This is a genomic window from Pseudomonas sp. AL 58 (genome assembly GCF_036348395.1).
GTDB lineage: Bacteria > Pseudomonadota > Gammaproteobacteria > Pseudomonadales > Pseudomonadaceae > Aquipseudomonas > Aquipseudomonas defluvii.
Genome location: NZ_JAZBQR010000005.1, coordinates 142,208 through 163,101, shown reverse-complemented (window position 1 = coordinate 163,101; position 20,894 = coordinate 142,208). Strand labels below are relative to the sequence as shown.

The following is a 20,894-nucleotide window of genomic DNA, read 5'->3' as shown; positions in this document are numbered from 1 at the left end:
GGACTCTCGCAAGGCGGACGCGGCCTTTGGCCGGACTGGTTTTTTGGACGGGCCCCAGGGCCGTTTTTCCAGAGTATAGCCACAACGTGATACGCAAATACAATACTAAAATAAAATAGCGTGTCTTAAATTCGCGGGTCTCTTACTCGCGCCGCGTACTATTTTTGCCGATTTTTGTTGTGGAATTAGTGATTTCTGGATGTTTGGCGCTGTTGCAATGTGATACAAGAAAGACGATTTCGCAGCGAACAAAATTCCAGCTTTAGACGCGAGGAGCGTGCCTATGACGTGTTACAGCCTCGATGGACTGACGCCAGTGGTTGATCCAACGGCTTACGTTCACCCATCCGCCGTGTTGATCGGTGATGTGATCATCGGCCCGCGTTGCTATGTCGGCCCACTGGCCAGCTTGCGCGGTGACTTCGGTCGGATCGTGCTGGAGGAGGGCGCGAACGTTCAGGACACCTGTGTGATGCATGGTTTTCCGGACAGCGACACGGTAGTTGAACGCAATGGCCACGTCGGTCACGGCGCGGTACTGCACGGATGCCGGGTCGGTGCAGATGCCTTGATTGGTATGAATGCAGTAGTGATGGATAACGCGCATATCGCCGCGCGTTCATTCGTTTCGGCCGGTGCGCTGGTCAAGGCTGGTTTCAGTTGCCCAGAGCAATCGTTGGTGCTGGGTTCACCTGCGCAGGTCAAGCGCCGGCTCAGCGATGAGGAAGTGGCCTGGAAGCAGGCCGGTACGCGCGAGTATCAAGTGTTGGCGCAACGCTGCATGGCCTCGCTGCAGGAATGCACGCCACTGAGCGTCGTCGAGGCCGACCGCCGCCGTATCCATGACAGCGGGTTGCGCCCCAAGTCGTCGGGCAGCGCCTGAACAGCGCCCCGGCTGTGCCCTGAATGGTCATTGCTGACTGCCAGGGGTATATTTCTTATTTTTCGACCGGAACGCCCATGTCGTCCCTAGCTCCGCTCACTCAACTGATCGACCGTTTCCAGCAGCAAACGCCCATTCGCGCCAGTTCGTTGATCATCACGCTCTACGGTGATGCCATTGAGCCACATGGCGGTACCGTGTGGCTGGGAAGCCTGATCCAGCTGCTCGAACCCGTTGGGATCAACGAGCGCTTGATTCGCACATCCATTTTTCGCTTGACCAAGGAGAACTGGCTAACGGCTGAAAAAGTCGGGCGGCGCAGCTATTACAGCTTGACCGGCACGGGACGGCGTCGTTTCGACAAGGCCTTCAAGCGGGTCTACGCCAGCACTTTACCGGCCTGGGACGGCTCGTGGTGCCTGGCAATGTTGACTCAACTGCCGGCCGACAAGCGCAAGCAGGTGCGCGAAGAGCTGGAGTGGCAAGGCTTTGGTGCGATTTCTCCGGTGGTGCTGGCGTGTCCACGTTGCGACCGGGCCGATGTGAACGCCACGCTTCTGGACCTCGGCGCACAGGAAGACACACTGCTGTTCGAGACCACCGCACAGGATGTGATGGCTTCAAAAGCACTGCGCATGCAGGTTCGCGAGAGTTGGAACATCGATGAGTTGGCGGCGCATTACAGCGAGTTCATCCAGTTGTTCCGGCCACTGTGGCAAAGCCTGCGCGAGCAGGAGCAACTTGACCCACAGGAATGCTTCCTGGCGCGCATCCTGCTGATTCATGAGTACCGCAAGCTGCTGCTGCGTGACCCGCAGTTGCCTGACGAATTGCTCCCTGGCGATTGGGAAGGGCGTGCAGCGCGGCAGTTGTGCCGGAATATCTATCGGTTGATCTATGCGGCAGCCGAGCAGTGGCTGGAGTCGGCGATGGAGACCGCCGACGGGCCGTTGCCGGATGCCAGCGCAGGGTTCTACAAGCGCTTTGGTGGCTTGCCGGTCGGCGCCGGGCCTGGCGGCGAAGCCGATACGGCGGACTAGCAGAAGCTGGCTCAGGTACCGTCTGGCGCGGGCAGGAGGTGCTTGGCCCACGGCCGGTAATGCAATTCAAACACGGCCTGCGGATGGCAGCTTGTAGTGGTTTGCGGTGGTGCGGGGCTGGCCTTGAACGGTTGACCTTCCGTGCTGGTTTGGCGAAACGCTTCACGGATGATGCCAATCTCGCAGGCGAGCGCTGCCGCGTACTGCTGGCGGACGAACTCAGGCAGGCGCCCGGTCCCCGCGCCGTCCTGCCACCATACCGTCAGGCCGAGACGGGCCAATGCCTCCAGCCACTGTGCCTGTCCGTTCGGTGACAGCTTGCCAGTGCTGAAAACACTAAGGTGCATGGGGCCACCTGCTTCGCGCAGGAAGACTTGCAGCAGCGTGTGCAGCGCCTCACGGCGGTCGGCCTGTTGGAAGTGCAGGTCATCCAGTTCCATGGGCAGGTACCAACCGCTGACCGGAAGCGCCCAGGTGTCCTTTAGCCGTTGCTGCTGAGCCAGCGATTGGCCCAGTTGTGCTTTCCAGTAGGCGATCAGGCCCGCGCCGTCCAGTTCGTCGATACGCCTGTAGTAGGCGTCGTCCATGTGCAGCCCGAGTACCAATTGCAGGCCCTGTTCATGGGCCAGGCGCAGGCTGTTGGCGAGCCAACCCTGGGCGCCGCCAAAGTCCTCGCTGCCGTAGCGGCTCCATTGCACGATCAGGGTCTGGACGCCCTGGTTTGCGGTTTCGCGCCAGAGGGTGCGCCACTGTGCCGGGCTCAGCGCCGCATCGCGGCTGAGCGGCTGGTAAAACAGACGCTCGTCAGCATTGACCAGAACACTCAGTATCAGCAGTAGCACGCCCAGTACGTATCGCCCCATCAGAAGTTCAACTCCACGCCCAGGAGCACGCCGTTGGCCTGCTCATATAGATTGCCGCCCAGCGCCTGCTGGTATTCGGTGCGAACTGTCAGATGGCCGCGGTAGGCGTTGTAGCGGTCGTCATCGAACCACCATTGCCAGCGCAGGCCGAGGCCGGTGCGCAGGTCCTGACGCCAGTCGTTGCCGGGATCCTGGCTGGAAAACGCCAGAAAACCATAGGGCATCAGTGTTTGCGGGCGGGTAGCTGGCAGTTTCCAGGTATGCCCCTGCTGGAAGCGTGATGTCCACTGGTGTTCACCAGCGTGCGTCCACCAGGCAGCGTCCAGATAGAGAAACCGTTCATTCCAGTGGTTCTCCTCGACACGCCAGTCATTGCGGTAGTCGCCTTGATCGAGGAACGAAGCAGTCGCGCGTAGCAGCAGGTCATTGCTGCTCTGGGCATTGCCGCGCAGGTCGCCATAGGTGTCAGCGACCTTGCCGGGGCTGAGCAGTTGGCCGAGGCTGAGGCCGCTGTAGTGCTGATCGTCGATCTGGCGTTGGTGGTACAACTCGGCGTACAGGTTCAGGTTGGTGGTGCCCAAGGGCTTGTAGCGCAGGCCGAGCCCGGTCCCCATGCTTTGGGCATAGTGGCTGCGGTCCTGGCCGCCGAACAGCACTCGGCCATACACCGACAGTGTGCTGCCGTTGCGGCTCGGCTCATCACCCAGGGCATGGTCCCACAGGGCTAGCTGAACGTTCTGCGAGGCAGCACGGCGTTGCGGGTTGTTGCTGCGCAGGGTGTCGTTGGTCGAGACGCCCGCCGGCGACCAGGTGCTGGCCACGCTGATGCTGTCGCGTTGCGAAAGGCTCTGATGGGCGCGGCGTTGCCGGTACACACGGGCGGCGAGGTGGGTGTCATCGGTACCGTCGTCCACCATGTTCTGTTCCAGGTCGATGATACGGCGCAGTTCCTGGCGGGCTGCTGCGCTGTTTTCAACCTCGTCGTAGCGCCAGGCCAGGGTTTCGCCAATGCGGTAGTCTTCCGGAAAGTCGTGGCTGGCCTGTATCAGGTAGGGCAGCGATTGCCTGCGCAGTTGTGGTGTATCGGCGGCGGCCAGGCGCACGCCGTAGTCGGCGCGATAGCGCGGGTTTTCGGGGGCGAGCCGTGCCGCTTCTGCCAGCCATTCATTGCTCTGCTGCGGGTCGTTGGCGTGTTGTGCGGTCACGGAGGCTGCATAGTAGTGATCGGCGCGCGGCTGATGGCGCAGGGCTTCGCGTTGCAGGGCCATGGCTTCGGCGAAAGAGCCACGGCGTTGCGCAATGGCCGCGCCCAATGCCCAGTCGTCGGCGCTGCTGTGTGGCGCAGCACGCCAATGCTCCCAGGCCTCTTGAGTGTGGTTGCTGTTCAAGGCGCTACGGGCAGCGGTGAGTCGGGCATTGGCCGTCCACTGCTCGGAGGGTAGTTGCTGCCAGATCCTGTAGGCGGCTTCGGCGTCGCCCGCCGCGTCCAGTGCATAGGCCAATGGCACTTGGCTGGCCGGGTCGCCATGTCGTACGGCTGCCTGGTAATAGGCGACGGCCACTCCGGGGCGTTCTGGCATCGCGCAGCGGCCCAGCGCACGCAGCTCACCGATTTCACGAGGTATTGGCGGGGTCGCAGCGCGAACGACCTCGCAGTGACCACTCTGTGCCAAGCGTGCCAGCAGTTGCTCGCGGCTGGCGCTGTCGAGTTGCGGGATCAGGGTTTTCGCACGGCCTGCATCCAGTGGTCTGTCGACGCGGCTGTACAAACCACCTAACCGTTGCAGTAACACCGGTGGCCAGGGGCCTTGGCGACGGTCGTAGGCCTGTTCGAGCAACTGTTGCGCACGGTCATCCTGATGGTGTGTGAGTTGCAGGTAGGTCGCCTGATCCAGCGCCTCCAGGCTGCCGTTGAGGTGGTAAAGGCGCTCCCAGGCATCAATGGCTTCACCCGGGCGATCGAGAGGATGCGCCATGGCTTCGACCGGCAGGCGTTGGGCCAAGGCCCTGCGGTCGCTTTGCTGGACGAGTTCCCTCAGTTGCTGACGCCGTTGCGGTTGCTCAAGTTCCTGCTTGGGTAATGCTTGCAGCCAGCGCAGCGCCAGGTTTTTTTGATCCAGCGCGATGGCTCGGTCGATCATCGCCAGGCGCATTTGGCGTGCCGCTTCGGCAGACGGCGGCTTGGCCAACAGTGCGCTCAGTGCTGTTTCGTCCAGGCGCTGGACGTAGGCATTGGCCAGGCGCCGCCACGGTTCTTCAGGCAACGGCCCGCGCGCGGCCAAAGGCGCGAGCTGTGCGATGGTTTGCTCACTGTTGTGCAGTTGCTCGGCCCAGTTGGCGCGCGCCATGCGCAGCAGACGATCATCACCTTTGCCTGGCAGTTGGTCGAGCCAGTCCAATGCCCGTTGGGCGCCCCCGAATTTGGCCAGGCTCAGGCTATAGGCTTGCCATAAGCGTATGCGTTGCGTGAGCTCACTGTCCGCGATCCACCGCTCGACCTGGCTTTTACCGGGCGGGTCTTGCTCAATCCAGGTCAGGCGCAGTTGCAGCAGGGCGTCGGCGTGATCTGCGCTGGCGCCAAAGGCTTCGGCCACCTGTTCAGCCTCGCGGTAGCGTCGTTGCCGGGTAAGCGCCTCGATCAGCAGGGCGCGTGCATCATCGTTGTTGGGCACTTTCTCCAGCAGGTACCGGGTCAACCGCTCGACCTCTTGCCAGTTGTTGTTGCGCGCCTCGCGGTAGCTGCGGTCCATATAGGGGAAGCTGCGGAATCGCTCAAAACTACTGAGCGGCGCGGCGAGCGTCTGTGAACTGATACACGCCACCAGCAGGCTGGCAGCAATCAGCAGTGGACGTCGTTTCATGCCACTTCCTGCGCCATCTGATAGGCGATCCGCAGCTCGGCGGCCTGCTCGGCCAGCGTTTCCTTAAGAACCTCGGCGGTAATCAAACCGCGCGCCACCAGGTGCTCGCCGATGGACATCTGCTCCGGGTTGTAGTCAATGAGTACCTGATTGAACAAGCTGGTTGGCAAGATGCCACGCACCTGCAGCAGTGCGCCAAGCATGACCTGGTGATGGCTGACCCGCTCAAGGAGCGCAGCGTCGTCCTGATGCTTGGCCAGCACTGCGAGCATTTGCCGCGTGTCCTCCGGTTGCCAAGGGCTGGGGTAGTGATAACTCAATCCCAGGGTGACTCGCCCCTGGGGGGCCAGTTGGCAGCGTACGGGACGTTTCAACTGGCGACTGATCACACCCAGCGCTACCTGGCTGACAGGCCCCTCGCTGGCCAGAACCAGCGTCGGGCCGTCTTCAGCGACCGGCAGCACCGCATAAAGAATAGCCAGCCGACGAGGCAACTGGGCAATCAGCGCCGGGGTAATGTTGAACGGGTTGAGCGGCGCCCACGCCATGTCAAATTGCTCGGCAAGTGCCTGGACCAACTGCTCGCTGTCGATCAACCCTCGCAATAGCAGCTCACGCCCCAGGCGCCGGCGTACCGGGCTGGTCAGGGCATCCTGCAATTGTGCTTCGCTGATCAGCCCCTTGGCGACCAAACGCTGCCCCAACGGTTCGCGCATGGGGGTGGTCAGCGCCGGAAACTCGTGAGTGGTCTTGTCCCAGGCGACCCGTCGCGAGTCGCCCATCTCCAGGACTTGGCGCAGGGCACGCAGGTTGGCGAAAAAATTGACGAAATTGCTCCACATCATTCGGGGTGCCGAAAGCAGGCCCTCAATGATGCCGTAGTAACGGGTGACGAAATAACCGCGCTGAAGCAAACGATTGATCAACAGCAGGCCGTTGAGCCAGAGCAGCGTCGACAACAGGGCGCTGTCGGACAGGATGGACGGGAAGCGCCAGGCGTCGGGCGCGATCACCGTCACCAGCCACATGGCCAGCAACACCAGGAACAACAGGTTAACCAGAAAACTCAGCAGGTAGGCAAACAGCCCGCGGCGATCGCGCCAGAGGAAGTAGTTGAGTGCCCCGATGCGGCTCCAGCCCAGGTTGCTGGTGCCCTGAAAGACAATCCCCACGATCCAGCGCGACTTCTGGCGGATCGCGTTTCGCCAGTCACGCGGGAAGTGTTCGCGCACGCAGATAACCTGGGCAAATTCACGGCTCATGCCCCAGTGCCATTCGCGCTTGAGCGCCAGTTGCGGGTCGCTTATCGAATAGCGGGCAAAGATGCACTTCATGCCTTTGTGCTTGAGCCTGAAGCCGATGTCGTAGTCTTCGGTCAGGCTCTGTACATCGAATGCGATACCGTCACCGTCTTCAAGCAGTGCCGTGATAGCCCGGCGGCTGAAGCAGGTGCCGACACCTGCGCTGGGAACCTGGCCGCTGAGCGCTTCGCGGACAATCACATCCTTGCCATGGTTTTCGGCGAACTCATCGACGTAATGACCTGCCGTGAACCCGTGCCATTGGGGGGCGAAGGGGTAGACCGGTATCTGAATCATGTCCTTGTCGGGCAGCAAGTAGTTGAACAGCCGCAACTCCATCGGCGAGATGACATCCTCGGCGTCATGCAGGATGAAACCGGCGAACTCGATCCTCGCATCGCGCTGGAAGCGCAGGATCGCATCGATGATGTTGTTCAGGCAGTCGGCCTTGCTGGTGGGGCCGGGGCGGGCACAGATGACTTTGTGAACGTTGGGATAATGCAGGCACACCGCGTCGACATCAGACTGGGTTTGCGGGTCGTTGGGGTAGGTGCCGACAAAAATCTGGTAGTTCTCGTAATCCAGGGTGGAGGCCGCCAGGCGGGCCATCTCGCCAACGACGCCCACTTCGTGCCAGGCAGGCACCATGATTGCCAGCGGTTTTTCCGGTACCTCGAACAGGCGGCGTTCGTCGGCGCGCGCATATTTGTCATAGATGCGAAAGCGCCGTATGAGTTTGCGCAACCAATAAATCAGGTCGATGAACAGATCGTCGAGCCCGAGCAGGAACATCAGGCTGGCCAGTACGATGGCCAGCAACTTGAGGCCGAACAGCACGTAGGTCACGGCGTCGACCAGGCCCAGGCTCATGACATCTCTCGCCCGTTGGCGTTGTCCTCGAGCCAGCGGCTCAGTCGTTCGGCAATGCGCTCGCTGGCATGCCCGTCACCGTAAGGGCTGAGCACCCGGCTCATGTGCTGGTAGAGGTCGGGCTCTTCAAGCAGGCGGCTGGTTTCCTTGACGATCCGTTCGGTCTGGGTGCCCACCAGCAATACCGTGCCACCCTCCAGCACCGAGGGGCGCTCTGTTACCTTGCGCAGCACCAGCAGTGGCTTGCCCAATGCCGGTGCCTCTTCCTGGATTCCTCCGGAATCGCTCAGGATCAAGTAGGCGCGGTCCATCAGCCAGACAAAATGTCGATAGTCCTGAGGGGCGACCAACAGAATGTTTGGCTGATGCGAAAGCACCGAGTAGACGGCCTTCTGGACGTGCGGATTAAGATGCACCGGGTAGACGAACTGAACCTCGGGGTAGCGCAGGGCCAGCTCGGCGATGGCCAGGCAGATACGCTCAAAGCCATGCCCGAAGTTTTCCCGGCGATGGCCGGTGATCAGCACCATGCGCTGGTCATCGCGCAAAGCCGACAGCGGCGAGCCGATTGCCGGTTTCCAGTGGCTGCTCTTGAGGTGTTCGCGCATCCACAGCAGGGCATCGATGACCGTATTGCCGGTCACTTCGATCTGCTCCAGCACGACCCCTTCGCGCAGCAGGTTATCGCGGGCCTTCTTGGTGGGGGGGAAATGCAGGTTGGCGATGATCGTGGTCAGACGACGATTGGCTTCCTCGGGCCAGGGCGCCTTGAGGTTTCCGGTACGCAGGCCGGCCTCGACATGGGCGATGGGGATATGGCGGTTGAAGGCGCAGAGTGCAGCGATGAAGCTGGTGGTGGTGTCGCCGTGAACAAGGACGATATCCGGGTTCACCCGCTCGTAGTAAAGGTCGAGCTTACCCAGCAACTGTTGGGATAATCCGTTGAGGCTCTGGTTGTCGGTCATGACCTGAAGGTCGATATCGACGGTCAGGCCGAAGTCCTTCAGAACGTGATTGAGCATTTCCCGGTGTTGCCCGCTGGAGCAGATGTTCAGCGCTATGTTGGGCCATTGGCGCAATACCCTCGCCAGCGGCGCCATCTTGATCGCTTCGGGGCGTGTGCCGAAAACCATCATGACTTTATAGGGCATGTTCGTGCTCCTCATAGCCTCCTTGCGCGTGCTAAAAGTTGTACGGTAATCATGTCCTGTAAAAGTTAGATACAAGCAGTTGCCCGAAAGCTTGTCCAATCGCTTGGTCGGACGCTTGAGGCCCAGCGGGGCAGCAGGCCTGGCACAAGTCGTTGACGTGAGGGGGAGACCTGAGCTAGTTTCCTTCTCATGACTTTACTCCCGCATTTGCCTCAGCACAGCATTATTACCGCCATTATCGTTTTGGCGGGCTAGCTGGCACTTGCACCGAACCCGCCCTGGAGGCGGGTTCTTTCTCTCTCTCCTGGGCACTTTGAAAAAAACCAGGAGTCACCGATGACCAGCCTTACCGCTTGCCCCAGCGTACCCACCGTCTTGACCACGATGCTGTCGGACTATGTGCGCAGGATTCTTGCCGCACCGGTGTATGACCTGGCCATTGAAACACCACTGCAATCGGCCCGTGCACTATCGGCTGCCTTGGGCAACGAGGTGTTGCTCAAGCGTGAAGACCTGCAGCCCACCTTTTCCTTCAAGATCCGTGGCGCGTATACCCGATTGAGTGCCTTGACTGCCGCCCAGCGCGCCTCTGGCGTGGTCACCGCGTCGGCAGGCAATCATGCTCAAGGCGTTGCCTTGGCCGCCCGCGAGTTGGCCATGACCGCCACTATCGTAATGCCAACCACCACCCCTGAACTGAAGGTCGAAGGTGTGCGTTCCCGTGGTGGCCACGTGGTGTTGCACGGTGACAGCTTCCCTCAAGCCCTGGCTCATGCGCTGACGTTGGCCGACACCGAGGGCATGACCTTTGTGCCGCCCTTCGATGACCCGGACGTCATTGCCGGGCAGGGCACTGTCGCCATGGAAATCCTTCGTCAGCAGCCTGGCAACCTGGATGCGATCTTCGTGCCGGTCGGTGGTGGTGGGTTGATCGCGGGGATCGCGGCGTATGTGAAGTACCTGCGTCCGCAGGTCAAGGTCATTGGTGTAGAACCGGCGGACTCCAACTGCCTGCAAGCGGCCATGGCGGCCGGGGAGCGGGTGGTACTGTCACAGGTCGGCAGTTTCGCTGACGGTGTGGCCGTGGCGCAGATCGGTGCGCATTGTTTTGACGTGTGCCGTCACTTCGTGGATGAGGTGATCACGGTTGGCAACGATGAAATCTGCGCGGCGATCAAGGATATCTACGACGACACCCGTTCGATCACTGAACCATCGGGCGCATTGGCTGTCGCCGGCATCAAGCGGTATGTGGCGTCGCGCGGTGTGACGGGGCAGACGCTGGTGGCCATCGACTCGGGGGCCAACGTCAACTTCGACCGACTGCGTCACGTAGCCGAACGCGCAGAACTGGGGGAGCAACGTGAAGCGATCATCGCGGTGACCATCCCGGAACAACCCGGCAGCTTCAGGGCGTTCTGCCAGGCGCTGGGAAAGCGTCAGATCACCGAGTTCAATTACCGCTACTACCCCGGCAAGGAGGCTCGCCTGTTCGTGGGCGTACAAACCCACCCCCAGCGGGATCCTCGTGCGCAGTTGTTGGCGAGCCTGCGTGATCAGGGCTACAGCGTGCTCGACCTGACGGATAACGAACTGGCCAAGCTACACATTCGTCACACGGTTGGCGGCCATGCTGGCCCCAATGCCAACGAACGGGTCTTGCGCTTTGAGTTTCCAGAGCGCCCAGGCGCCTTGCTGGCGTTCCTTGAACGGCTGGGCAAGCGCTGGAACATCAGCCTGTTTCACTACCGTAACCACGGTGCGGCTGAGGCCCGGGTATTTACCGCTCTCGAGGTGCCAGAAGAGGAACGTGCCGAGTTACCCGCGATGCTGGACGCCATAGGCTATCGCTACTGGGACGAAACGGATAATCCGGCCTACCAGTTGTTTCTGGGTTAAGCCCAGCGTTGCCGCAGATCAACACGCCGTTCAGCCTACAGGTAGATCCTGAGTGCAATCGCACATTGCATGAGGGATCGGACCATGAGCAGTACGTTTTTCATTCCAGCGGTCAACATCATGGGCATCGATTGCCTGGCAGAGGCAATGGATGCTATTGCCGGCTACGGTTTTCGCAAGGCCTTGATCGTCACCGATAGCGGCCTGGCCAAGGCCGGTGTTGCCGAGAGGATTTCCGAGCAGTTGGCGGTGCGCGACATCGATGCCGCCATTTTTGACGGTGCCAAACCCAACCCCAGCATCGCCAACGTCGAGCAAGGGCTGGCCCTGCTGCAGCGTGAGCGCTGTGACTTTGTCATTTCATTGGGCGGCGGTTCGCCCCATGACTGTGCCAAGGGCATCGCGCTGTGTGCCACCAACGGCGGGCATATCCGTGACTATGAAGGTGTCGACCGTTCGGCCAAGCCGCAATTGCCACTGATTGCGATCAACACCACGGCCGGTACTGCCAGTGAAATGACGCGTTTCTGCATCATCACCGACGAGGCCCGCCACGTAAAAATGGCCATTGTCGACCGTAACGTGACACCGCTGTTGTCGGTCAACGACCCGGCCTTGATGGTAGCCATGCCCAAGTCACTGACCGCTGCAACCGGTATGGATGCGCTGACCCATGCGATTGAGGCGTATGTGTCGACGGCAGCCACGCCGATTACCGATGCCTGCGCGCTGAAAGCGATAGCGTTGATCAACGAGAACCTGCGTCAGGCCGTGAACGAAGGCTCCGACCTCAAGGCCCGCGAGAACATGGCCTATGCGCAGTTCCTGGCGGGCATGGCATTCAACAATGCCTCGCTGGGGTACGTGCATGCGATGGCTCACCAGCTGGGTGGCTTCTATGACTTGCCGCACGGCGTCTGTAATGCCGTGCTGCTGCCTCATGTGCAGCGCTTCAACGCCAGCGTCAGTGCCACGCGCTTGCGCGATGTGGCCACGGCCATGGGTATCGAAACCAACGGCCTGACCCCGGAGCAGGGTAGTGATGCGGCCATCGCCGGGATCGTCAGCCTGGCACGGGCTATCGACATTCCGGTTGGCTTGGCGGTGCTCGGTGCCCGCGAAGAGGATATCCCGACGCTGGCGGCCAATGCGCTGAAAGACGCCTGTGGCCTGACCAACCCACGCCCGGCGAACCAGGCCGAGATTGAGGCCATCTTCAAGGCTGCGTTCTGATGTAACGCTGGCGCCGGTCAGCCCGGCGCCACGTTGATCAAACCACCCACGACAGCAGCATGATGAAGATGATGCCGACCACGGAGAGGATGGTCTCCATCATGCTCCAGGTCTTGAACGTCTGCGCTACGGTCATGTTGAAGTACTGCTTCACCAGCCAGAACCCCGCATCGTTGACGTGAGACAGGATCAACGAGCCAGCCCCGGTGGCCAGTACCAGCAATTCGCGGTTCACCCCGGGAATCATCCCGATCACCGGCGCAACGATTCCCGCGCCCGTGATGGTTGCGACCGTCGCTGATCCTGTGGCGATGCGAATCACCGCCGCTACCAGCCAGGCGAGCATGATGGGCGAAATCTGCGCCTGGACGGCCATCTGCCCGATGACATTGCCGACACCGGTATCGACCAGCATTTGCTTGAAGCCACCGCCGGCGCCAACGATCAGCACGATGGCGGCAGTAGGGGCCAGGCTTTGGTCCAGCAGTTTCATGATCTGCTGGCGGTTGAACCCGCGGGCTGAGCCAAAGGTATAGAACGCCAGCAACAGCGCGGCGAGCAGGGCGGTGATCGGGTGTCCGATCAGGTCCATCCACTGGCGGAAGATGTGCTCGGCGGGCAGCACAACGTCAGCGAAGGTTTTCAGCAGCATCAGGAACACTGGCAACAGCACGGTCATCAGCGTCACGCTGAAGCTCGGCAGGTTCTGCTGGTCGGACTCACGCGCAATCTGCTCCATCAATGCCTGTGAGGGTGAGCCTGGGATATAACGCGAGATGAAGTTGCCATACAGCGGGCCGGCAATGATGGCCGTCGGTAGGGCAACGATCAGTCCGTAGAAAATCGTCTTGCCAATATCAGCATTGAAAATGCCAATCGCCAGCAGCGGACCTGGATGCGGCGGCACCAGCCCATGTACCACTGACAGGCCGGCGAGCAGCGGGATGCCGATCTTGATCAGCGACACACCGGAGCGTCGGGCAACGATGAACACCAGCGGGATGAGCAAGACGAAACCGATCTCGAAGAATAGCGGAATGCCCACCAGAAAGGCCGCGAACATCATGGCCCAATGGACGTAACGTTTGCCGAACGCACGGATAAGTGTCTGTGCGATCTGGTCGGCCCCGCCAGAGTCGGCCATCAGTTTGCCGAGCATGGTACCCAGTGCCAGGACAATACCGACGAAACCGAGCACACCGCCGAAACCGTCTTGAAATGACTTCATCACCTTGGCCACCGGCATTCCAGAGGTCAGGCCGAGGAAACCGGCAGCCAGTGTCAGGGCGACGAAGGGGTGGACTTTAAAGTAGGTAATCAGCAGCACCAGGCCGATGATGGTGAGCAGGGCGTCCAATAGCAGGTACGTGTCAGTTGCCAGTCCGAACATGGTTCAGAGCCTCATATTGTCTTTATTTTGGGCAGTATGGGTGGTGCTTTAAATGTGTGAGATAGCGCTATCTTTGGTGAGCCGGAAAATCAGCTTTGGTCAGGCTGTTTGCGCCAGTACCGACTCACCGCAGGGCTTTAGCCATTGGTCCACCCTGGTTGCCAACTGATCGACCGGCAAGGTGGCATCCAGCACCAATGTCAGCGGCTCGTCATGGGGGGCTTCAAGTGCTGCGAACTGGCTGTCGATCAGGCTGGCGGGCATGAAATGCCCCGGACGGGCGCGGACGCGTCGGGTGGCTTCTTCTGGGGACAATTCGAGAAAGACGAAACACAACGCCGGCACGGCATCACGCAAGGTCTGCCGGTAACGTTGCTTGAGGGCCGAGCAGGTGAGAATAGGGCGTTCACCTGCGGCGATCGTAGCCTGCAACTCTTCAGCCAGGCGTATCAACCAACCGGCGCGGTCGTGGTCGTCGAGTGGAATGCCGGCGCTCATTTTTTCGATGTTGGCGGCTGGATGAAAGGCATCGCCTTCGATCAAGTGCCCACCACTGCGTTCGGCAATAGCTGAACCAATGCGGCTCTTGCCGCATCCAGCTACACCCATTACCACTATCGCGGCCTGGGAAGTGTTCATCGGTACCTCCTGCAGAGCAAGATAGCGCTGTCTTTGGCCGGTAGAAAGATTGGCTCGGACGCTACCTGCCCAGATGTTATTGATTTTGTATTAGCAGTCTGGGTGTTCCTTGCAGCACGCACGCAGTTTTGCATTGCCTGACGCATGAGACAGCGCTACCTTAGTGCTCGTTCCCCATTCTTTGCAAGACAAAAATATCAGGCCCATGACCCGAATCGGCTCCCGCACTACCGGTCGTCCCACCCTGGCAGAAGTGGCCAGGCTTTCCGGGGTTTCCCCGATCACAGCGTCCCGCGCATTGCGCGGTGTCAGTACGGTTGCCCCGGAGCTGGTAGAAAAAGTCCAGGTGGCCGCGGCGACACTGGGCTATGTCGCCAACCCGGCTGCGCGTGCATTGGCTTCGGCGCAAAGCCAGTCGGTGGTCGTGCTGATTCCGTCCTTGTCCAACCACTTGTTCATCGACACGCTCGAAGCGATCCATGAGGTCATGCGCCCGCGCGGGTTGGAGGTATTGATCGGTAACTACCACTACGACCTTGCCGAAGAGGAGAACCTGATCCGCAACTACCTGGCCTATCAGCCCTGCGGCATTCTGCTTACAGGCTTCGATCGCACCGAGGCAGCGCAGCGGATGTTGAGCGCCAGTGCTGTGCCCTGCGTACACATGATGGAACTTGGCAACGCAGAAGGGGTGATCTCGGTAGGGTTCTCCCAGCGCGACGCTGGCCGCGCAGCCGCGCAACACCTGTTGGCCCGGGGGCGACGCCGGCTGGGCTTTATCGCCGCACAGCTGGATCCTCGTGTCATGCAGCGGGCTGAAGGTTTTCGAGAGGCGCTGGCCGAAGCGGGGCTGCAAGCGCCGGAGTTGGAATTGCTGGCACCACAACCCTCATCCATTGGCCTGGGCAGTGAGCTGTTCAGCCAGTTGATTGCCCAACACCCTGACCTCGACGGTATTTTCTTCTGTAACGACGACCTGGCGCAGGGCGCGATATTTCAAGCGTTGCGCCAGGGGATTGCAGTGCCAGAGCGTGTCGCGATGGTGGGGTTCAACGACTTGCCATCATCGGCTCATCTGGTGCCCCGGTTGACCTCGATACGAACGCCACGCGCCGCTGTAGGGCGTTGTGCGGCGCAAGCACTGCTGGCGGTGCTGGACGGCAAGAAAGGCCTGCAACCGGCACAGGACCTGGGCTTCGAGCTGGTTGTTCGCGAAAGCACCTGAGCCTGTGCTGAACGAATGCAGGGTGATGGCTTTTTGCTTGCGAGTGGCTAAGGGTGATCTATGCTCGGCAAAAAACGGCAAGGAGCTGAATGGCATGTTTGATTCTCATCGTAAGGCCGATCTTGCAGAAATCGAGCGGTGTAATCGGGCATTGGCTGATGCAAACGGGAAGTTGACCGCTATCAGCCAATCCATGGCGATCATCGAGTTCAGCCCGGACGGGGTGATACTCGAGGCCAACGACAACTTTTGCCTCACTATGGGCTACACCCTTGAGGAAATACACGGCAAGCATCACCGTATCTTCTGCGAAGAAACGTTCGCCAAGAGTGAAGCCTATCGCCAGTTCTGGCGTGACCTGGCCCATGGCAACCCCTTGAGCGGCACATTTGCGCGTTTGACCAAGGCCGGGCAGGAGGTTTGGCTTGAAGCCAGCTATATGCCGGTCTTCGACGCTGACCACCAGCTGACCCGTATCATCAAGGTGGCCTCGAACGTCACCCAACGGGTGACCCAGGAGCACGAGGCCAAGAGCCTGATAAATGCTATCAGCCGCTCCATGGCGGTCATCGAGTTTACCCCCGAAGGCAGGGTGATCCATGCCAACGAAAACTTCCTCACGACCATGGGTTATCGTCTGGACGAAGTGGTCGGTCGGCACCATGGCCTGTTTTGCCTGCCACGTGAGCGCGAGTCGGCAACTTACCGGGAGTTCTGGGCCTCGTTGAACCGTGGCGAATACCATTCGCACCGTTTTGAACGGGTCAACAAACGGGGGCAGGTTGTGTACCTGGAGGCGTCCTACAATCCGATCTTCGATACCAAGGGACGGTTGTACAAAGTGGTCAAGTTCGCCCGCGACATCACGGCTCAGGTCAGTACCCAGCAGTCTGCCGCGGAGGCTGCTCATGCGACTTCATTGCAAAACGACGCCTGTGCGCGAAAAGGCTCACAGGTCGTCCAGCAGGCGGTTCACGTGATCGAAGAGATCTCCGAAGAGCTCAACGCGGCTGCGCGCAGCCTTGATGCCGTCAGCCAGCAATCCAAGCTGATTGCGCAGATCGTCCAGACCATTGGCAGTATCGCCGACCAGACCAACCTGCTGGCACTCAATGCGGCCATCGAAGCCGCGCGTGCAGGCGATCATGGCCGTGGATTCGCGGTAGTTGCCGACGAGGTGCGTAGCCTGGCTTCACGAACCAGCAAGGCCACGTTGGAGATCGTCGATGTCGTACAGCAGAATCAAGACCTGTCGCTGAACGCGGTGGCGAGCATGCAGTCGAGCCTGTCTCGCACAGGGCGTGGTGTTGAGCTGGCAAACGAGGCGGGTGAGGTGATTCTGGAGATCCAGCAAGGCTCGCAGCACGTGGTCGATGCAATCAGTCAGATCAACTCGACACTCATGCTGAAGTGAGCCTAGTGGGTTGGGGTGCGTTGATTCAAATGCGCATCCAGGTCGGTCATGCTCTTTTCCAGTTTCAGGATCAGGGCGTGCAGTTCCTGTTGCGAGGGTTTTCCGGCACAGGCCTGCTCTACGGCTTCACAACACTGCACGACGCCGCGGGCCTTGAGCATTTTGGCCCCCCCTTTGATCCGATGCGCCAGTGCACGCACATCCTGATGCGTGGGAGAAGCGCCAAGTGACTGCAGTGCCTCAAGGTCTTTGGCGTTGCTCTCTGCCAGTTCACCCAACAGGCGTGTGATCAGTTTCGGATCGCCCAGCGTCAGGTAGCGCAGGTTGTCGATATCGAAGCCGCTGCTGTCTGCGCTGGATGCGCTGTCTACAGGGCCAAGGCCGCTTGCAGGTGCAGGATCGGCTTGAGGGCCGGCCCCGGCTGTCTGCAACTGGCGGCGCAACTCGTTCAGACCGATGGGTTTGAACAGACAGTCATTCATGCCGGAGGCCAGGCAGCGTTCTCGCTCTTCAGCTTGGGCATTGGCGGTCAGGCCAAGGATCAAGCAGGGGGGCAGGTTGTTCTCGGCTTCTGCACTGCGAATACGCCGGGTCAGTTCATGCCCGTCCATGATGGGCATGTTGCAGTCGCTGATAACCACATCGAAACGCTGATTCTGCCAGGCTTGCAACGCACGGCTGCCATCATCCGCCAGGGTGACATCATGCCCCAGCACGCTCAGTTGCTTTTCAAGCAGCATCAGGTTGGCGGGGTAGTCGTCGACGACCAGAATGCTCAGCTTCGGACTGATGCCGTTCTGCGGAGCATCCTCGGTTGGCAGGGTTGCCACGCTACTGGGGTCTATTCGTGGCAGGTAGAGCTCAATACAGATCCGGGTGCCTTGACCAAGTGTGCTGCGCAACGTCAGGCGCCCACCCATGAGTTCGCACAGTGTGCGGCTGATCACCAGCCCCAGGCCGGTACCTTGCTGGGAGCGCTGATGACTGGCTTGCACAAAGGGGCTGAACAAGCGGGCCTGGTCTTCGAGACTGATGCCGACACCGGTGTCTTCCACGTCAAGCTGCAGGTCCATGTGCGGGTCTGAAGAGGTGCTGTCAGCGCGCAGGCTGACGGTGACATGGCCGTGTTCGGTGAACTTGATGGCATTGCTCAACAGGTTCGACAGTACCTGCCGGAAACGCAGGGGATCGATCAATACCAGGCCGGGCAAGGGCCTTTGCAAGTCGGATCGCAACGTCAGCCCCTTGAGCCTTGCACTGCCTTCATGCATGCGCACGGTCGCGTCAATCACGGCCAGCAGGTCGGTGGGCTGAGGTGTCAGGGTCATGTGCCCTGACTCGATCCGGGCGATGTCAAGAATATCGCCGATCAGTTCCAACAGGCCATTGGCAGCATCAGAGGCAACCTTCAGTGAAGCGGGGTCTGCGCGATCCTGTTCGGCATCGATGACGGCCAGCTCCAACAGGCCGATGACTGCGTTCATCGGGGTTCGGATCTCATGGCTCATGGTTGCCAGGAAGGTACTTTTGGCCTTGTTGGCTGAATCGGCCTGTTCTTTGGCTTCGCGTAACTCTTCAAGCAAGCGCTTGCTGAAACCCAACTGTTCCTGAAGTGCCTGTTCGGCCTCGGTACGTTGTCGAATCAGTTTGCGCAGGTAGTGGTTCCAGAAAAAGATGGCCCCAATGACCAGACCGGCGCCGATCAGAATCTGCAGGATCAGTGCACGGTAGTTCTGCCAACGGTCATTGCTGATCAGTGCATTGGTTCGCCAGCGGTTGGTCAACTGGACCATCTCGTCCGGGGGGATGCTCAGCAGCGCCTTGTTAAGAATCGAATGCAGAACCGTGGCATCGGGCGCGGTGGCGAAAGCGGCGGTAACCGGTGTATCACCCAGCGTTGCACAGATCCGTAGACTGTCCTTGAACAACCTGCGAGTGAAGTAGACGGCATTCAGGTGAGTGCTGATGGCGGCATCTGCCCGGCCTTGAGCCACGTACTCCATTAGCGCCATGGCATTGGGCGCCTCGACCAACTGAATATCCGGGTGCTGCTTCAACAACTGGTCCTTGAACGCATAGTCGCGCACGACCGCCAGGCGTCGGTCCTTGAGCTGCTCAAGGCTCTGCGGTGCATCCTCGCGCAGGCTGGTGACAATCACTTGGGGGTTGGCCAGGTAGGGGCGGGTAAAATTGAGCCGGGCTTGCCGGGACGGGCCATACATCAGCGCCCCTGCTATGTCAGCCTGGCCATGTTCAACCTGCTCGATGATTGCCGATACCGAGGGGGCCTCTACAAATTCGAACCTCAAGCCGGTGCGTAATGTGATCTGCTCCAGCAAGTCAACGGTGATACCGCGAAAGTGCTGGTTGTCATCCATGAACGTAAGCGGCGCGTAGGTGCTGTTCACTGCAACCCGTGCGATGGGGTGTTGTTCAATCCAGGCACGCTCAGTCGCATTCAGCGATGACGCTTCTCGGTTCAGCAGAATGCTCGCATTACCGCTGCTCCAGCGGCGTAGTACGTTCAGGCGGTCGCTGTCAGCGATATTACCCAGGGCCTGGTTGACCAGGCGTAGCAAGGTCTGATTGTCGCGTGACAGCGCGAAGGAAAAGCTGCTTCGATCATTTTTGACAAAATGCGAGATCCGCAAGCTGTCTTGAAAGTACCGGCCAATCAGATAGTCAGAACTGACGACATCACCGAAATAGGCCTCGGCCTGGCCCAAGGCCACGGCAGAAAGGGCGCTCAGGGTCGAGTTATAGAGTTGCAAGCGGGCAGCAGGGTAAAGCTGGCGAACCTCGGCCTCTGGCAGGTAGTGGTCCACCATGGCCAATGTCACGTTTGCCAGTGGGTCCTCTGCACTGCGGGGTTTGCCCAGTGGGGTGACAATGATGGGCTGGTCGTCGGCATACGGCTGGCTCAGGATCAGCGTAGTGTCTGCCGCCTCATAGCCGTTGGCGCTGCCCAGCAGGTCGATGCGGCCTGCATCCAGGGCGGCGATGGCCTCGTGACGGCTTGAGAAACGTTGCACTTCAATCGGAATTTTCAACTGCTCGCCGAGCAGGCCTGCGTAATCGGCAGTCAGGCCCTCATAGTCGTTCTGGCTGAGGTTGATGTCGAACGGAGGGTAGTCCGGCGCCGAGGTGCCCAATACCAGCGTGCGCTTGTCTTTCAACCACTGACGGTCATCCTCCGACAGCGACAAGGGTTTACTGCTGCTCAAGGAGCGGGCGAGCAGCGTACGCGGTTCGCCCTGACTGTCAGCGAAAGAGTGACTGGCTGTCAGCAATACCAGACAGCAGGCCAGAAAGGCCAGCCTTGGGCGCTTCATAGCATATTACGGTTGGCCAGATCGACCATTTCGACCAGCGAATTGACCTGTAGCTTCTCCATGATTCGGGTTTTGTAGGTACTGATGGTCTTTGGGCTGAGCTGAATGTCGTCAGCGATGTCTTTGTTGGAGCGGCCTTTGGCGAGCAAGCGCAACACGACCATTTCTTGAGCGGACAACTCTTCCAGGCGCTGCTTCTCAGTGGTCATCGGGCCGCGCAAGGACATGTCAGGGAAGTAAGAGTAACCGGACACAACCGCTTTCAAGGCCGCCATCAGGGAGTCGGCCGTCTCTTCCTTTTGAACAAAGGCGGAAGCACCTGCATCCAGGCACCTTCGGGCATACAGCTCTGCTGCCTGTCCGGTGTACACCACAATGCGCGGCGGCTGATCCGCTTTCAGCAGACGCTGGATCACACTCAGGCCATCACGGCGTGGCAGCCCAAGGTCAAGAATGACCACGTCGGGTTTGAGCTTTTCAACCAACTGAATAGATTCTGCGCCGTCGCCGCACTCGCCCAGGACCTGGTGCCGCTGCTGTTCCAGCAGCATCTTCAAGCCAATACGAATAGTGGGGTGATCGTCGACGATTAAGACCTTCGCCATGCGCAACTCCTTGTCGTGAATGTGGGCCTTTTCTTGATTCTCTCAGGAAGGCGCGCCAGGCCGTTGTCGGCAAGCAGCGTACGATACGCAGAATAATAGCCAATGAGTATGGAGAGTATAGGAGCGTAGAAAAATATAGGTTGTTTAAGTGAAAAATCCTACGGCCAAAGTAAAGCAAGCCTAACTAC

General features: G+C 60.1%; 14 protein-coding genes and 1 pseudogene. 7 read left to right on the top strand and 8 right to left on the bottom strand.

The window, feature by feature from the left end; all coding sequences use genetic code 11:
• Nucleotides 1–283 precede the first annotated feature (283 nt).
• Both paaY and paaX read left to right on the top strand, forming a co-directional pair.
• The gene (gene paaY / locus UIA24_RS08325; RefSeq protein WP_102052296.1) at nt 284–883 is read left to right on the top strand and encodes a phenylacetic acid degradation protein PaaY; all 600 of its coding nucleotides are present in this window, start codon (nt 284–286) and stop codon (nt 881–883) included.
• 77 nt (nt 884–960) lie between these two features.
• A complete protein-coding gene (gene paaX, locus UIA24_RS08320; RefSeq protein ID WP_330522626.1) occupies nt 961–1,923 on the top strand; it encodes a phenylacetic acid degradation operon negative regulatory protein PaaX in 963 nt (320 codons plus the stop codon).
• Between the two features lie 11 nt (nt 1,924–1,934).
• On the opposite strand, the gene UIA24_RS08315 is transcribed toward paaX, so the two are convergent.
• From UIA24_RS08315 to wecB, 4 genes are read right to left on the bottom strand one after another with little or no spacing between them, the layout of a single operon-like run.
• The gene (locus UIA24_RS08315) at nt 1,935–2,786 is read right to left on the bottom strand and encodes a DUF4434 domain-containing protein (protein WP_330522625.1); all 852 of its coding nucleotides are present in this window, start codon (nt 2,784–2,786) and stop codon (nt 1,935–1,937) included.
• Nucleotides 2,786–5,647: an NfrA family protein gene (locus UIA24_RS08310; RefSeq protein ID WP_330522624.1), complete on the bottom strand. Its 2,862-nt coding sequence runs from the start codon at nt 5,645–5,647 to the stop codon at nt 2,786–2,788. Before UIA24_RS08310 ends, UIA24_RS08315 begins: the two co-directional genes overlap by 1 nt.
• Nucleotides 5,644–7,818 carry a cyclic di-3',5'-guanylate-activated glycosyltransferase NfrB gene (gene nfrB, locus UIA24_RS08305; protein ID WP_330522623.1) on the bottom strand — a complete coding sequence of 725 codons (2,175 nt, stop codon included), beginning with the start codon at nt 7,816–7,818 and terminating at the stop codon, nt 5,644–5,646. The genes UIA24_RS08310 and nfrB overlap by 4 nt, the downstream gene beginning before the upstream one ends.
• Nucleotides 7,815–8,969, bottom strand: coding sequence for a non-hydrolyzing UDP-N-acetylglucosamine 2-epimerase (gene wecB / locus UIA24_RS08300; protein WP_330522622.1), 1,155 nt, complete (start codon nt 8,967–8,969; stop codon nt 7,815–7,817). The genes nfrB and wecB overlap by 4 nt, the downstream gene beginning before the upstream one ends.
• 336 nt (nt 8,970–9,305) lie before the next feature.
• Here wecB and ilvA point away from each other — a divergent pair, with 336 nt between their 5' ends.
• Both ilvA and yiaY read left to right on the top strand, forming a co-directional pair.
• Entirely contained in the window at nt 9,306–10,868 is a 1,563-nt protein-coding gene (gene ilvA / locus UIA24_RS08295) for a threonine ammonia-lyase, biosynthetic (protein WP_330522621.1), read from the top strand.
• Between the two features lie 84 nt (nt 10,869–10,952).
• On the top strand, nt 10,953–12,101 hold the full coding sequence (yiaY, locus tag UIA24_RS08290) for an L-threonine dehydrogenase (protein WP_330522620.1): 1,149 nt from the start codon (nt 10,953–10,955) through the stop codon (nt 12,099–12,101).
• Between the two features lie 37 nt (nt 12,102–12,138).
• Here the strand turns inward: yiaY and UIA24_RS08285 are convergent, their stop codons facing one another.
• Complete coding sequence (locus UIA24_RS08285) at nt 12,139–13,491, bottom strand: GntP family permease (protein ID WP_102052304.1); 1,353 nt, start codon at nt 13,489–13,491, stop codon at nt 12,139–12,141.
• Nucleotides 13,492–13,590: 99 nt separating this feature from the next.
• Entirely contained in the window at nt 13,591–14,130 is a 540-nt protein-coding gene (locus tag UIA24_RS08280; RefSeq protein WP_102052305.1) for a gluconokinase, read from the bottom strand.
• A gap of 205 nt (nt 14,131–14,335) precedes the next feature.
• Here UIA24_RS08280 and UIA24_RS08275 point away from each other — a divergent pair, with 205 nt between their 5' ends.
• The 3 genes and pseudogenes from UIA24_RS08275 to UIA24_RS23275 all read left to right on the top strand — a co-directional run bounded on the left by UIA24_RS08275 (nt 14,336) and on the right by UIA24_RS23275 (nt 16,769).
• Nucleotides 14,336–15,355 (top strand): LacI family DNA-binding transcriptional regulator, encoded by a 1,020-nt coding sequence (locus UIA24_RS08275; RefSeq protein WP_330522619.1) that lies wholly within the window; start codon nt 14,336–14,338, stop codon nt 15,353–15,355.
• 25 nt (nt 15,356–15,380) lie between these two features.
• Nucleotides 15,381–16,232: pseudogene (locus tag UIA24_RS23280) on the top strand (PAS domain-containing protein); the annotation flags it as partial.
• A gap of 99 nt (nt 16,233–16,331) precedes the next feature.
• Nucleotides 16,332–16,769, top strand: coding sequence for a methyl-accepting chemotaxis protein (locus UIA24_RS23275; protein WP_442963010.1), 438 nt, complete (start codon nt 16,332–16,334; stop codon nt 16,767–16,769).
• Between the two features lie 2 nt (nt 16,770–16,771).
• Here the strand turns inward: UIA24_RS23275 and UIA24_RS08265 are convergent, their stop codons facing one another.
• Together UIA24_RS08265 and UIA24_RS08260 are read right to left on the bottom strand one after the other, a co-directional pair.
• Nucleotides 16,772–20,101: a transporter substrate-binding domain-containing protein gene (locus UIA24_RS08265; RefSeq protein ID WP_330522617.1), complete on the bottom strand. Its 3,330-nt coding sequence runs from the start codon at nt 20,099–20,101 to the stop codon at nt 16,772–16,774.
• Nucleotides 20,098–20,706 carry a response regulator transcription factor gene (locus UIA24_RS08260; protein WP_065758412.1) on the bottom strand — a complete coding sequence of 203 codons (609 nt, stop codon included), beginning with the start codon at nt 20,704–20,706 and terminating at the stop codon, nt 20,098–20,100. Before UIA24_RS08260 ends, UIA24_RS08265 begins: the two co-directional genes overlap by 4 nt.
• Between the last annotated feature and the right edge of the window lie 188 nt (nt 20,707–20,894).